Source organism: Bacillus sp. hwrm1, from assembly GCF_040207805.1.
GTDB lineage: Bacteria > Bacillota > Bacilli > Bacillales > Bacillaceae > Bacillus > Bacillus velezensis.
Map to the genome: position 1 here is coordinate 2655512 of NZ_CP157943.1, position 15756 is coordinate 2671267.

Consider the following 15756-nt stretch of genomic DNA (forward strand, 5'->3'; position numbering starts at 1 on the left):
GTCTCATTCCTTTTCTTTTCTTTATAATTCTTTGAAATCAAGTAAAGGAATCAGCAATTCTGACTCTTCCTTTTCTGGAGTTTCTCCATTGTCGATCCAGCATTGTTCCTTATTGAATATAACCGGAGAAAGCGGGTGTCTTTTTGTCTCTCCATATCCTAATGTGAGATGGCTGTCGCTCAATATCATATGTGCGTTCGTGCCCCCGAATCCAAAAGAACTGATTCCGGCTCTCAAAACCCCTTTTCTGGGACGCCATTCTTTTAAAGACGTGTTCGGAAAGAATGGCGACTGATCAAATTTAAAACGCGGATTTGGCGTTTTACAATGTAATGTCGGCGGGAGCATCTGATTTTTTATGGATAAGGCAACCTTTATAATACTCGCTATCCCCGCTGCGCTCATTAAATGTCCGAAATTCGTTTTTACGCTGCCTACTCCGCAAAATTGCCTTTCTTCCGTAACCTCCCGGAACACTTCTGTCAGCGCTTTTAATTCAATCGGATCTCCTATCATCGTACCGGTGCCATGCGTCTCGACATAACTGAGAGTATCTGCATCAATTCCGCCTTTTTTCAGGGCTTTTTTTATCACTGCGCTTTGCGCTTTCGGATTAGGTGTTGTCATTCCCATTGTCTGTCCGTCATTATTAACCGCGGATGAGTCAATTACCGCGTAAATTCTGTCACCTTCGGCAAGGGCGTCATCAAGTCTTTTCAAAAGGACTGCGCCGCATCCCTCTCCCGGTACAAATCCATCTGCCTTCTCATCAAATGTATGACATTTTCCTTCAGGTGAAAGCGCCCGAGCCTCACTCAGCATGACGTAAGGCTTTTGATCCAGCAAAATGTCAACTCCGCCCGCAATCGCCATATCTGACTCTTTTGACATCAGGCTTTGACAAGCGAGATGGACGCTGACCAATGAAGAAGAACAAGCCGTGTCTACAACCAGATTCGGTCCTTTCAGATTAAAAAAGTGTGAGATATGCGCGCCTATGAAATTTTGTCCTATACCCACGATCGTATTTTTTGAAGGGGAACCTATTTTGGACATAAACGTCCCGGTCCGCGAACCGATGAAGACGCCGACTTCTTTGTTTGATACTTCTTCTTTTGTATAGCCGCCGTCTCTCAAAGTCTGGACGCTGACCTCAAGGCATTTTTTGATTAACGGATCAAGCTCTGATGCCTCACTTTTGTTCATATTAAAAAACGCGGGATCGAAAGACTCAATATCTTGAAGAAATCCGCCCCACTTACTGATACTTTTTCCCTTTTCATAGGTGTCAGAGTAGTATGAAGAAATATCCCATCGCGACGCCGGGACTTCGCGGACACTATTTTGTCCTTTCTTCAAGTTTGTCCAGAACGTTTCTGTGTCCGGAGCATCCGGAAACTCACAGCCCATTCCGATAATAGCGATTTGGTTCAGACTGGTTTGTTGTATTTGAGATCCGCTGTCCCGTACTTCGGAAGCATTTTGATTTATATGTTGCTCTTTTTTCCGAACCTCAATGTTTTCTGAATCAATTTGAGGACTGATTCCCTCACTTGCAAATAATTCGTTTAAATAGACGCCCAGTTGTGAAAAACTCGGATACTCCAGAAAAGCTGATGGTTCAATTTTTATTTGAAATGCATCTTCCGCTTTTTTGACAAGCTGAACCAGTAAGATTGAATCAACTCCGTAATCCGCAAAAGACGTATCCTGATCTAAATTCTCATAAGGTATTTTCAGCTCCGCGGAAAAAATCTCCATTAACTTCCTGATCATAGCTTCATTGTCTCCCTGACCAGAGATCTCTTTTTCTTCAGCATCCGGGTTATTTTTAGCAGCTTGAATTCTTGTCTGAAGCAGCTGCTCCAGCTTGAATTTCTCCGGATGTGTCTTTGCCGGTATAAGGCAGGGGTATCCGTTTATCGTCATCATTTCATCCAGCATGGCAATACCTGTTTCTGTTGAGTGTGAAAGTAAACCAAGTGCCTGATATGATGGACTGGTCACCTCGCCCATCCCAATGTCCTTCCAGCTCGGCCAGTTAATTGATTGATAATACGTTCTGCCGGCTGCATGCTGATACGCCGCAAAGTAATCCATAAAAGCGTTCGCTGCGGCATAGTCACTTGTTCCGGCGCCTAATAAAGGAAAGGCGCTCGCAACAGATGAAAACAAAATGAAGAAATCAAGTTTGTCATCAATAAAAATGTCATGAAGTACCTGCATCCCCTGCACCTTTGGCTCAAATACTTCTCTTATTTCTTGATCAGATTTATGAATAAAAGCCGGATTCGAATGATTGGCTGCACCAGCGCAATGAATCACCCCGCCGATTTTGCCGAACTTCAGTCTCACCTTTGAAAAGAAGCGTTGTAATGTTTCTTTTTCCGTGAGCGGCCCGGAATACACTTCCACCTGAACTCCCTTTTGATCCAACTCATGCAGCAGTTGTAATTTCGAATAAAGAGGTGACTTTTCATCGGTGTCTTTTAACATGCCGGCTATTTTATCAGATTCCGGAAGGTCGGTTACTCCCATCAACACAAGTTTTTTGACTCCCTTGCCGGCATAATGTCTGGCAAGTTCTGCTCCGATCCCTCTTGTTCCCCCTGTAATAACCAGGGTTTGATCCGTACGGCATACTGGCAGACCGGATAGTTTCCGGTTTATTTCCGTTGCATGTAATTTCTCGACGTATGGAATATAACGTTCACCGTTCCGGTAGCAGATTTCACTATACAGCCCGTCAGCGCAAGCTTCATCTGTGATTACCTGTCTCAATTCCGCCGCAGTCCCGACATGCCCGTCTACATCTATTGTTTTTGATTTTATCTTTTGATACTCCGCACTCAGCATTTTATATAGTCCGGCTGTTTCGGCTCCGGCTAACGACGGCTTGTCATTCAGAAATGTCTGCAGCCCTCTGGTCACATGTAAAACGAAAAGCTGTTTACGTGTCTTTATGATTTCCTGCAGCAGTGTCAGCTTCCCGATTGTGCCGGTGCGTGCCCCGTTTTGATCACTCCGCAAATCTGACAGGTCAATCATGCCGATGATTTCCGGATTTTCTTCTATGACTGCTAGAGCCGTTTTTTTGGCTTCTCCATCCGAATGATCCCAGTTATCTACGCAAATGACAGCGGATTCAATCAGAGGATCTGAATCAAACAATTCGAATGCAAGCCGCTCACTTTCACTATTAGTCAGGATCATCACCTGTCCTTTCGTAAAAGCGGAGGGCGCAGCCTTTTGTTTTTTCCACGCTTTTTTAAATACATCAAATGATAAATCAGTCGGTGCGTGTGGCAGACTTTGCGGTACACCTGTTTTTTTCTGTTTCTGTGCAGCTTTTGCGGCAGGCACCCAATATCTGTTCCGTTCAAAAGGATATGCAGGAAGAGAGACAAGCTTCGGTAATTCCGCAGTGTACATCTCTTCCCATTGAACGTCTCCTCCGTTCACCCAGTGAATGGCCATTTCTCTTGCACTATTAAAGTGAGTAGCTGACATGGCATCCTTTTGACCAGCGCCTCGGCGGGCCTTTCCCCTATATAAACCGTTTAACTTATGATCTGACCGCAAATACATCGTCAGCTTATTGCGAAGATCGTCAATGCTGCTAACCTCAACAGCGAGCCGCTCTTCCATAGCGTTTCTCCCGGTCTGCGAGGTGTACGCAGCATCAGCTAGTGACGTTTTTGGCCCCAGTTCATTTATATATGCATCAATCAAGAGTCTGAGACGTTCTTCATTTTTGGCAGAAAGCAGAATAATTTGCGTCTTGTTGCTCTTTACCGTTTCCATCTTTTCTTCATTCTTATACTCTTCGATGATAATGTGGGCATTAGATCCTCCAGCGCCGAACGAACTGATGCCTGACCTTCTGGCTTGATTTTGCGGCGTCTCCCAATCGGTCAGTTCAGACTGCACGTAAAACGGTGTTTCCTCAAAATCAATATTAGGATTTAAGTTATCGGAATGAAGGGAAGGAGCAAGCTGTTTATACTTCATTTGCATCAGCACTTTTGTAATAGAAGCAATTCCCGCCGCAGCTTCTAGGTGTCCGATATTTGACTTAACCGAACCAATTGCACAACGATAATCGCTTTTCGAGCTGTGCAAAGCTTTGGTTAAACCTGAAATTTCAATCGGGTCTCCCAAAGATGTCCCGGTGCCATGCGCTTCAATATAACTTATGCTGTCTGCATCAATCCCCGCCTTATCAAGAGTTTCACTGATGACGTTTGCCTGCTCGCCCGGATTTGGCACAGTGTATCCGTTTGTTTTTCCGCCGTGATTTACAGATGTTCCCTTAATCACACCGTAAATCCTGTCCCCGTCAGCCTTCGCGGCAGAAAGCGATTTCAAAAGAACGGCCCCGACTCCTTCTCCCGGCACATATCCGTCTCCTCCCGCTCCAAAGCTTCTGCAGCGCCCATCGCTTGAAACAAAATGATTTTGGGAAAGTAAAGTATATTTATCCGGGTGTAAAGATAAATTCACGCCTCCGGCTATGGCGAGGGTGGATTCTCCTCTTTTTATACTTTCACATGCAAAATGAACAGCAGAAAGTGAAGAAGAACACATTGTATCAATTGCAAGGCTGGGTCCGTGCAGGTCAAAGAAATATGACACCCGGTTTGCGATAGACGAATAAGAAGACAAGAGCGCCTGACGTTCCTCATCATCTGAAGCACCGGCTGCAAATAACTGATAGTGGCTGTAGGTGACACCGACAAATACACCTGTCTTATGCCGTTTCAACTTTTTCTTTGTGTAACCCGCATCTTCAAACGTGTGCCATGCTGTCTCTAAAAATAACCGTTCCTGAGGATCAATTAACTCGGCATCACGAGGCGAAATTGAGAAGAACAGCGGATCGAATTTATCAGCGTCTTTTATAAAACCTCCCCATTTGCTGTCATGACGGGCATTGTCACCTGTGTGATAATATTTCCGAAAATCCCAGCGCTCTTTCGGTATTTCCGTTATACAATCTTTTCCGGAAGAAATATTTTCCCAAAACTCTTCCACATCCTTCGCCATCGGGTAGCGGCCGGCTATACCGATAATCGCAATATCTTCCTCGGAAGGTGCGGATGGTATGCGGGAAACGGAAAGCTTCTCCCGTTTCGCCGGAGCCGAATGATCAATTCGCTGTTCGGCTGCCGGTAAAAACGCCTTCTGCAACTCATGCTGATAGTGTTCAAGAAAATACTCTGACAGCTCTTCAACACTGCTGTATTCAAAGAAAAGAGTCTTAGACACTCTTCCAAAATATTTTTCCAGACGAGAGTTAAGACCTAAAATCGTTAGAGAATCAATTCCGTAACGGTCAAACGTATCCTCGGGTAAAATACTGTCCGCCGGTCTTCCCGTTTCCGCTCCGACGATCTCTGTCAAAAGACGGACCGTTTGCTTTTTCAGATCTTTTTCATGTAATTGCGGCAGGTTACTGTTGTTTTCAGGCACAGTCTCTATCTTTTTATGGTCAGTTGAGAGTAATTCACTTATTCTATCTTTGTCTCCGCTGATAACAGCCAGCTGAGAAGCAGAGCGGCTCATACTGTCCTGAAAAGCGGCAAGCCCTGCTTGGGCGGATAAAAGTTCCAGCCCTGCATGTCTTAAAGCCTGCAGCTCTCCCGGCCCGACTGTCATATTGCCCGCATCCCATAACGGCCAATTAATAGAAAGTGTTTTCCCGGGACGTCCTTTAATGCTTCGATACTGGGTGAATCCGTCCATACATCCGTTAGCGAAGGCGTAGTCGCTTTGACCCGCATTAGGCAGAACGGCCGAAAGGGATGAAAACATAACGAAGAAATCTAGAGGCTCTTCTTCAGCTGCTTTATCCAGCCAAACGGTTCCGAATACTTTAGGCGCTATAACTTCTTCTATGCTTTCTTTCGTTTTTTTTATGATAAATGCATCCTTAACAAGTCCGGCACTGTGCAAAATTCCGTTTAATTCTCCGAATGTCTGCTTAATGTACTTAATCAGAGCGTCCGTCTCTTTTTCCTTTGAAATATCTGCCGGGACATATAAGGCTTCAGCGCCGAGATTTTCAAGAGCGCTTAATTTTTGCGCCGTTTCACGGGAGGCCGGGGAACGCCCGGTTAATATCAGCTTGACTTCTGCCTGTTTCGCCAGATATTCAGCAAACAGATACCCGAGACCGCCGGCTCCTCCCGTAATTAAATACACACCGTTCTTTTTTACACTGAAACTATGTTTCTCCCCATCTTCTTTTTTTACTCTTTGAAGCTGCCTTTTATAATAATGCCTCGGCTCATAGCAGGTAAAGTGGTCCGTTTTAAATTGGTTGTTCCATTCAAAAGAGATGACATCTGCAATATGCTGCTTTGTAAACGGCTCGTCAAACATTGATTTCAGCTCTGCAGCCTTACATGTGAAACTCGGATTTTCGGCCTGTACGGTCTTAAGAAAACTTTCAACCGCGTTATAAATCGGCTGAACCTCGCCCTCGGCATTTTCATACAGATACAAAATTTCTGCTTTCGGACAAAGTTTGTTCGCCATGAAGGCCTGAAACATTTGAAACAAGGAATACAGACTTTTATTGAGCTGCTTTCTCATTGCATCTTCTGTATTTTTGAAGAGCCCGGCAGCCAAAAAATGAATAATATGGCGGGGTCTTATATTTTGAGAACGCAGAACCCCGCATAACGCGTCATAATCCTCACCTTTTGCAAAGTTCATTGTAAAACGACCGTTCCGGCAATCTTCGAAACGCTCGCCGGAAGTCACGTAAATGAAAGGCGCCTCATAACCTTCAAGCTGTCTCTTCATTACGGTATACATGCTGTCGTCTTCGCAAAAAAATAAAATTGGCTCTTTCGTATGCGGGAATTTTTTACTGCCTTTAAATTCATGTCTATCCCATACCATTTCATATAGATGGGTTGTCCCCAAGCTCTTAATTAATTCCAGCCCTTCTTCAGGCGTCAGGCTGCATTCTTTCACCTTTTTCACGATTTGCTCAATTTGCATCGTTTTTTCATTCATGGAAAAGCAACTCCTCTATCAGCTCTGACGTCTCTTTCGTATTCATCTCACCTGTTTGTGCTTTTTCAAGAAGCGACATGATTTCTCCATCTGCTGTATCTTTATTTGAGTTGTGAAGCTCAGTGTTCGAGAAAGCCTCAGCCTTCTGCGCTTCATCTTTATTTAAATGAATCCAATGTCTGTTCTTACTGAAAGGATAGAGAGGAAGAGACAGTTTAACCGGTTTGAGTTCCTCCTCATACAAGTCTTCCCAGCTGATTTCACAACCGATCGTCCACAACTGAGCCAGTTTGGCCGGCTTGTTTTGCTGAATCAGTGATTGTACATATGCATGACCTTCGGGGCCGCCGAATAAAGGAGCGTACAGACTATCAAAATCCGTTACATTTCCTTCATAAACACCTTGCAGCCTGCTCCCCTGGATGTAACCGTTTAATTTTTCAAGAAGATCTCCTGTATTCGAGCAAGTGATCGCAAGGCGGCATTCAAATGGTTCCCTTCCGGTTTGCAGCGTATATGCTATTTCTTCAAGACTGATTCCGGACTTCTCTCTAAAATTGCCCTTATACGGTTTATCAGCTGATCGATTCCGGATGCTGCTGATATAGCGGCACAGCTCGCTCAGTGTCTTTAATTCCTGAAATATGTCAAGTGATATTTCTGTGTCGTACATTTGGTTTATAAAAGAGATTAATTCGGAATAAGCCAACGGATCAAATCCGAATTCCGATAGAGGTGTCTTTGCATCTATATCTGCGGTATCTAAACGCAGGATACCCGCTGCCGCTTCCCGAACCGCCTCTTGCAAATCACGTTCCTGTACCTCTTGCTGACTGAATTGAACTGATAGTTCTTCATGTAAAAACATTGTTAACTCTTTGGCTTTAACCATCAGCCTTTCCTTTGTTTTGGCCGAAAGAACAATGATTTGTTCCCGCTCGGCAGTTACTGCTTTATCTTGTCCGTATTCAAATTCTTCCACGATGACATGAGCATTTGCCCCGCCGAATCCAAAGGAACTGACTCCGGCACGGCGCGGAATTTCATTTCCTTTTCGATCTATTAATCTGGCCCACTTCATAGTTTTATTGACAATATGAAACGGTGTTCCGCTTAATTGAATGTAAGGGTTCAGTTCATTGACATGTAGTGTGGCAGGCAATGTTTTATACTTCATGGATAGTAATACTTTAATCAGCCCCGGCATTCCAGAGGCGGGCTCTAAATGACCGATATTCGTTTTTACTGAACCGATGCCGCAATATTGATCATGATTCTTTCCTGAATGCGGCTCAAAAGATCCAAACGCTTTTTTCAAGCCTTCAATCTCAATCGGATCTCCCAGTTCTGTCCCGGTTCCGTGTGCTTCAATGTAAGATATCGTATCAACAGGAATATCGGCATTTTTGTAAACAGACGTTAACAGTTCTGCCTGAGCTTCCGGGTTCGGAGCGGTCAATGAAGCAGATCTTCCTCCGTGATTTTCTCCGGTTCCTCTCAGAACTCCGTAAATATTGTCTCTGTCATTCATTGCCGCTTGCAATGGTTTCAATAACAGAACAGCTGCACCTTCACCGCGGACATAACCGTCGGCAAGTTTATCAAACGTCTTACACCGGCCGTCCCTAGACAAAATACCGAGTTTATCAGTATACATATGCGTGACTGGATCTAAGAGCAGCGAAACCCCGCCTGCTACCGCCAGCTCACTTTCACCATTTTGAATCGAGCGCACAGCTCTGTGGATTGCTACAAGACTGCTTGAGCAGGCTGTATCAATGGACTCACTCGGACCTCTGAAATTAAAATAATGGGATACACGATTGCTGATGAGCGCCTGGCTGTTTCCGGTTCCCGCAAACGCATGCGCCCCGTCCGAATGCCTCATCAGCAGCTGGCGGTAATCATTAAATTGAATGCCCGTAAACACCCCGATATTTTTGCCAGACAGCTTTGAAGCTTTGTAACCCGCATCTTCTATCGCTTTCCAGGTCTCCTGCAAATAAATTCTGTGCTGAGGATCCATGAGTTCTGCTTCCCGCGGATTAATATTGAAAAACGCCTCATCGAATTTATCGGCATCTGTGATAAAGCCGCCCCATTTCGAATGTACTTCGCTGCTTCCTTTGCCTTCGGCGTATTTTTTCCAATCCCAGCGATCCGGGGGAATTTCCTGAATCAAATCTTTTTCATTGATTAAATTGATCCAAAACTCATCTGCATTTTTTGCTCCCGGAAAAACACAACTCATCCCGATAATGGCAACTGGCTGCTTCTCTGGATGATGGTCAGCCTGTCTTGTTGTCTTTTTTTCAAACGGAAAACTTCGCGGCGGCTTCACGGTTTTCCCGGTGGTTTTCCCAGCGTGCACTACTTTCCTTTTTTCAGAAATGTTTTTTTCTGCATCTGTATTCCCTTTTGCAACAGTACGCAGTTCACTGTTTAGAAATTCTGAAAGAGACTTAATATGGCTGTAAGTAAAGAAAACGGCAGGTGTCAGCTTAAGTTTGTATTTTTTATTCAGTCGGACAGCTAATGTTTTCAAACTGATAGAATCAAAGCCGAGATTGCCGAAATTCTCTGCCGTATCCAGCTGTTCAATGTTAATTTTCAATAATTCCGACACCATTTGCTTCAGTTCTTCCAGGACATTGTCTGTATAAGCCGGTGCTGTATAAGAAATTTCCTCTTGACGAACCGGAAGCGTATTTACTTTTTGATGCGGCAGATCTTTTCTTGCTGGTGTCGTTTCGGCATCCCCGGTAACAACCGAAATTTGCGGGCAGTCACTTGCCAAAATCGTCTCAAAAGCCGCTATCCCTTCTTCCGTTTCCAAATAATCAAACCCGGATGCGGAAAGATATGCTTCTTCCGCTTCTTTGTTTAAATGCATTCCGCCTTTACGCCACAACGGCCAGTTAATCGAAATGCTCTTGCCTTGTCTCTCTTGCCGGCGGCTCTGTTCGGATCTCCAATTTATATATTGATCTTGAAAATAATTGCATAACGCATAGTTAACCTGTCCAAAATCTCCGAAGACCGAAGAAATAGAAGAAAATACGATAAAGAAATCAAGCGGCTCATCTTTCGTTAATTCATCTAAACATACCGTGCCTTCAATTTTAGCAGTCATGCCATCTGAAAAATCAGCCAGATTCATCTCTGTAAATAACCGATCATCGGCATGACCAGCTGAATGGATAACGCCTTGAATAGAGCCCCAAGTCCGTTTCGTTTCTTCTATGACCCGTCCCATCGTCTTTTGATCTGCGGCATCAGCTTGATAATATACCGCATCTCCTCCAAGCGCCTGCAGCCGGTCAATGTTATGGCGTTTATCAGCTGTTAACGGTGACCTTCCCGTCAATACTAATTTTGCTTGATATTGAGAGGCTAAATATTTTGCGAAAATCAGGCCCAGACCGCCCAAACCGCCCGTTATGAGGTAAATCCCTTCCTGTTTCAGCTGATGAGAGTGCTCTGTATGATTGAATACATAGTCCTTTAATGTCTTAACATACCTCTTGTCATTAATATATTTAACTTCTTCAGCCTGCCGTTCCACGCGTGAAACCATTTCGTTAAGACAAAATTCAGCCATTTTTTCAATTGATATACGTTCTGAAAAACCGATTGACTTCACATTCTCTGCGGATGGCACCAACATATTTGCCGTTTTTAAACAGCCTGCAAGAGCGCCCGTATACGGATCATTCACGCCTTCTTTAAAAGAGTGAACAAGAAGCAGAGAATGAAGATAAAGAGAGGCGTCACTGCGGGCGCTCAGAGCTTTTAATAAATAAAAAATTGATTCCAGGCCGCTGAGAAGGTGGTCACCCGCGTAAAATGTTTCTCCCGTGTGCAAGATGACATCAGGAGAAAACCCCTTTTTCTCTAATTCTTCAAATAAACGAATGTAATCTGATGTCACTTCCGGGTTTACACAGAATGTCAGCAGGTCCTGATCGATCTGCCGCTGATCCGGCGTGACGAGAATGACACGGCTGTCTGATTGATTTTTCAGAGCTCCAGCCAGTGCTTCATCTTTTGCAAAGACCAGAATTGTTTTTGGCTCCCTATCTTTGATTTCAATCAGAGGGTTTTTTTGATCCCACTTATGCTCATAAAAACGTACATTTTTATTAGGCTTTTCGCCAAAAACCAGCCCGCTCAGTTCCATCAAAATCCCGCCGGCATTGTCTAATACATACATATCATAAGCCGAATCGCTTTCTCCAGTTTGTTCTGCATATACATAAACGGGTTCAGTCTCATGATCAAAAATCGTACATTCTTTAATGTTTTCCGGGAGCTCTCCGGCATTTTCCCCCGCAAGGTATATGACGGCTTGATATACGCTCTCAATAACTTCCGGTTTGATTATGCACCCTTTCGGCCCGGCCTTTGCTTTTATTTTTAAAAGTACCTGTCCGTTCCTGCTGACGCAGTGCTCTGCCGCTTTCAGACTGTCACTGCAGCTGTATCCGAATTCGGCAAGCCGCTGATAAAACGCTTCGTACGGAATGGGGTCTGCGCGCTGAGACAGAAACGGCTCAAGATGAATATTTCCGTTCTCGTACGCCCCGCCTTCTAATTCGAGCCGCCCTGAGGAATAAATGGATGAGTCGCTCTGTTTTTCTATAGAATACGATGCACCCTGATTATCCGGGGTTAATACAATCCGGATCTGCTCATTGCTTCCGCTTTGTAACATCGGTTCTCTAAAGGAGAGCTCTGTTAATTTAATAATCGGATTCCCTGAAGCCATCGCTCCGGCAGCTCTCGCCATTTCAATCTGGCTGAGAAACGGAAACATTTCCTTGTCTTGATACTTTGTTTTTATATACAAACCGGTATCGCTTACATTGATAAGAAACTTCTGTGCTTTAAAATCAGATATATTGCATGAAATGTAAGGATGCAGATCGTTATTAACGTTCATCCGGCGGCTTCCCATATTTTGCGCATCTATTCTGCACAGCTCTTTGGCAAATGGATATCCGGGTGCTGATACCCGTCTCAGAGTGGCATCTTTATAAAGTGACGGCCAATCTACCCCGTTACCGCCAACCCAGTATTCAGCAATCTTCAAAAGATCTCTGTTTGCGGCTGCTTCTTCAATTTCAACTTTATTCATCCTTTGAGCTTCTGTTGTGTCTTTGCCGCTTGTAAAAATATGATCCGTCGCGTTTCCGAGAGTATAGTCTGTCAGTCCTTTAAGCAATTCATCTCTTGTGGAGGCGATAACAGCCAATCTGTGCGGCATTTCTTCTCTGCCGGTTTGTAAAGTAAATGCTGTATTTCTAAGTGTTTCTAATGGATAATCTCTGGCTGCTATATGTTCTTTTGCGCGTTTTGCATATTCTGCCAGCCTGTCGGCATTTTTTGCAGAAAAAACAAATAAAAGCTGTTCAGGTTCTTCAGCCGCGAGAGGAGAGATAGCTTCATCCGCAAATTCTTCTAAAATAACATGGGCATTAGCTCCTCCTGCCCCGAAAGAACTGATTCCGGCACGCCTGGGAACGGATGACTCCCATTTTTCGGCACTGTCCGGTACATAAAAAGGTGTTTTTTGAAACGGTATATTTTCATTCAATTCAGCAGAATGAGTCAGTGACGGAACAATCGTTTTATGTTTCATTTGAAGAATAACTTTCGTAATGCCCGCTATGCCTGCAGCAGCCTCAAGATGTCCAATATTTGATTTAATCGACCCGATCGCGCATGTTTTCTTATCGCGTTCGGCATCTGAAAATGCTCTGGTCAGACCGGTGATTTCAATCGGATCTCCTAAGGCGGTGCCTGTTCCGTGAGCTTCTATATAGCTGATGCTTTTTGGATCAATAAATCCTTTTTTTAAGGCTCTCGTAATGACCTCACTTTGAGCTTTGGGATTCGGCACGGTATATCCATTCGTCTTAGCACCGTGGTTGATGGCTGTTGCCTTAATAACTGAATAAATCTGATCACCGTCCGCAATAGCCTTTTTTACAGGTTTCAGCAGCACGGCACCTGTCCCTTCTCCCGGCACATAGCCGTCTCCTCCGGAACCGAAGCTTCTGCACCGGCCATCACTGGATAAAAATCCGCCTTGAGTCAGGAGTTCATATTTATGAGGATGAATGGATAAATTGACGCCTCCTGCAATTGCAATTTCACATTCATTCCTGATTAAACTTTCACAGGCAAAATGAACAGCCGTTAATGATGAGGAACACATCGTGTCCAAAGCAATACTTGGTCCGCTGAAATTAAAGAAGTACGATACCCGGTTGGCGATTGATGCATATGAGGAAGAAACGGCCGCTTCGTGACCAACGCTGTACAGCTGATAGTGGCCGTACATAACCCCTGCAAAAACACCGACGTTTTTTCGTTCAAGCGTTTTCTTTGCGTACCCCGCATCTTCTATGGTGTGCCAAACCGTCTCTAAAAACAGTCTCTCCTGCGGATCAATTAATTCAGCTTCGGCAGGAGAAATATTAAAGAACAACGGATCAAAATGATACACATCGTCAATAAATCCCCCCCATTTGCTTTGGTTTTTTACTTCATCGCCCGCTGCGGGCTGATAGTGCAGCCCCGAATCCCACCGATCCTCAGGTATCTCAGTTATACAGTCTTTACCGTTCAATAAGTTTTCCCACAGAGTATCAAGATCATTTGCCATCGGGTAACGTCCGCTGATACCGATAATCGCGATATCATTGTCATGATACTTCTCCTGCTGCACCTGATTTTTCATCTGGATTTTCTGTTTCCCGTTAACTTCGGCTGTCTGTTCATGATCTTTTTTCTTCTGAGATGGGGTGCTGCTCCCGTTTTCTCCTAACCGGAGTTTATGAAGAAGAGTATCCCTGTGCTCCTCAACGAAATACTGTGACAATTCTTCTGCAGTCTGATATTCGAATAACAGCGTTTTTGAGAGCGCGCCGAAATGTTTTTCAAGCTCATTCGTCATATTGATAATCATAACGGAATCAAGTCCGTATTTTTCCAATGCCTCTTCTGCATCTATTTTGTCCGCAGGCATCCTGAATTCTGCAGCAATCACTTTGATGATGAAATCAGATGTTTCAGCTTTCAGTTTCTCTGAATCAAATGATTCGATATTTCTCCCTGTTCCTTCATCTGCCTGAATATTGTCTTTTCGTTCATATAATTGCTGAACATGATTGTCAATTTGCTCATCTCCGTAAAATACAGTAAATTGCGAAAAACCGGAGGACAATGCGACTGCAAACGCTTCTTTACCTTCCTCTTTTTCTAAAGGATAAAAACCCGCCTTTTTCATTGTCTCTACCGTGCGCTCATCCACTTGCATGCCGACTTCTTTCCACAGCGGCCAGTTCAGAGAGAGAGAAATCGTATCAGAATCCTGGGCAGAACGCATATTCATGAAATGATCCATATAACTGTTTCCGAACGCGTAATCAGATTGCCCGACATTTCCCAACACTGCGGAAGTAGAGGAGAAGCAAATGAAAAAGTCAGGATTTTCTTTCTCAACAGCATCATTCAGCCACATCGTACCCAATACTTTCGGTCTGATTACCTGATCGAATTCCTCTCGTGACTTGTTAAGAAGGAAAGAGTCACGGATGATTCCCGCGCCCTGAATGACCCCGTTTACTTTTCCATAAGAAGTTTTGGCTTTTTTGACTACATATTCGGCTTCTTCCTTATTGGTAATATCAGCCTGAACATAAACAGCTGAAGAACCGGCATCCTCTAATCGTCTCAGCTGTTTTCTTATATGATCTGAAAGCGGAGATCTCCCCGTTAAAACAAGGCAGCATTTTGTTTGAAAAGCCAAATATTCTGCAAAGGTAAATCCTAATCCGCCCGCGCCTCCTGCGATAATATATACTCCATTTTCTCTCAGCGGCACATCTCCGCTTCCGGAATTTTTTTCGGGTTCATACATTTTGAGCTGTTTAACATAACGCTGCATGTCTTTATAACGGATCTCTACATCTGAAGGCTGGAAATCACTCAGCTCATTGCGTATGATATCAGCTGCGTGAACAGCTGCTATTGACTGCTCCATCTCAATGCTTTTTGCTGAGATTAACGGATTTTCCAGCTGCAATGTCCGCAAAAATCCGCTTGCCGCCGCGTAAAGAGGCTGTTCTCCAGAAAGATGTGAAAAATATCCATATAACAGTTTGATCGGTTTGCGGCAGTTATTTTTGAAGAGCGCCTGTTGTAATAAAAACAAAGAATAGACTCCGCTGTCGCATTGTTCACGAATCGCTCTCTCTGTCTTTTCAAACGGCATGTCTGACCACAAATGCACCGCTTCCCGTATATCTGACTTCTCTTCTTCTATAAGCCATCCTAACAGGTTTATGTAATCTCTTTCAGAGCGGGGGTCGATTTCAAATACACCGTCCCCGGTTTTTCGAAACTCTTTCCCCGGCTTAACCAAAATAACCCTTGTATCATGCAATGCAGCAAGTTCTTTACTCACATCTTCATTTTTATCAAATAATAAAAGGCTGCCCTCACGCCGGCCGCCTTTTACATGAATGCTGAGATCTGTCCGCTGCCAGACCGTCTGATAATATATCGCCTGTCCGTTACCCCCTGCGGAATGAGAACCAAGCTGCTGTATCCGCTTTACTCCTTCTTCCAAAGAAATGATGCCGCTTTCTATGTCAGAAAGTACTTTTTTTCTAATATGACGGGCTTCTTTCATAAAAATCTTCATCCCCTTTACAAATGGCA

The 15756-nt window shown here is 44.1% G+C and carries 2 protein-coding genes; both read right to left on the reverse strand.

Features of this window, described 5'->3' with window-relative positions:
- Window positions 1-21: 21 nt before the first annotated feature.
- Window positions 22-7026, reverse strand: coding sequence for an SDR family NAD(P)-dependent oxidoreductase (locus ABK447_RS13255; RefSeq protein WP_349909080.1), 7005 nt, complete (start codon window positions 7024-7026; stop codon window positions 22-24).
- Window positions 7019-15727, reverse strand: a complete 8709-nt coding sequence (locus ABK447_RS13260) for a type I polyketide synthase (RefSeq protein ID WP_349909081.1) — start codon at window positions 15725-15727, stop codon at window positions 7019-7021. The genes ABK447_RS13255 and ABK447_RS13260 overlap by 8 nt, the downstream gene beginning before the upstream one ends.
- Window positions 15728-15756 lie beyond the last annotated feature (29 nt).

Coding starts and splice junctions, on each gene's coding strand:
- ABK447_RS13255 (WP_349909080.1), bottom strand. CDS start 7,026: ATGAATGAAAAAACGATGCAAATTGAGCAAATCGTGAAAAAGGTGAAA.
- ABK447_RS13260 (WP_349909081.1), bottom strand. CDS start 15,727: ATGAAAGAAGCCCGTCATATTAGAAAAAAAGTACTTTCTGACATAGAA.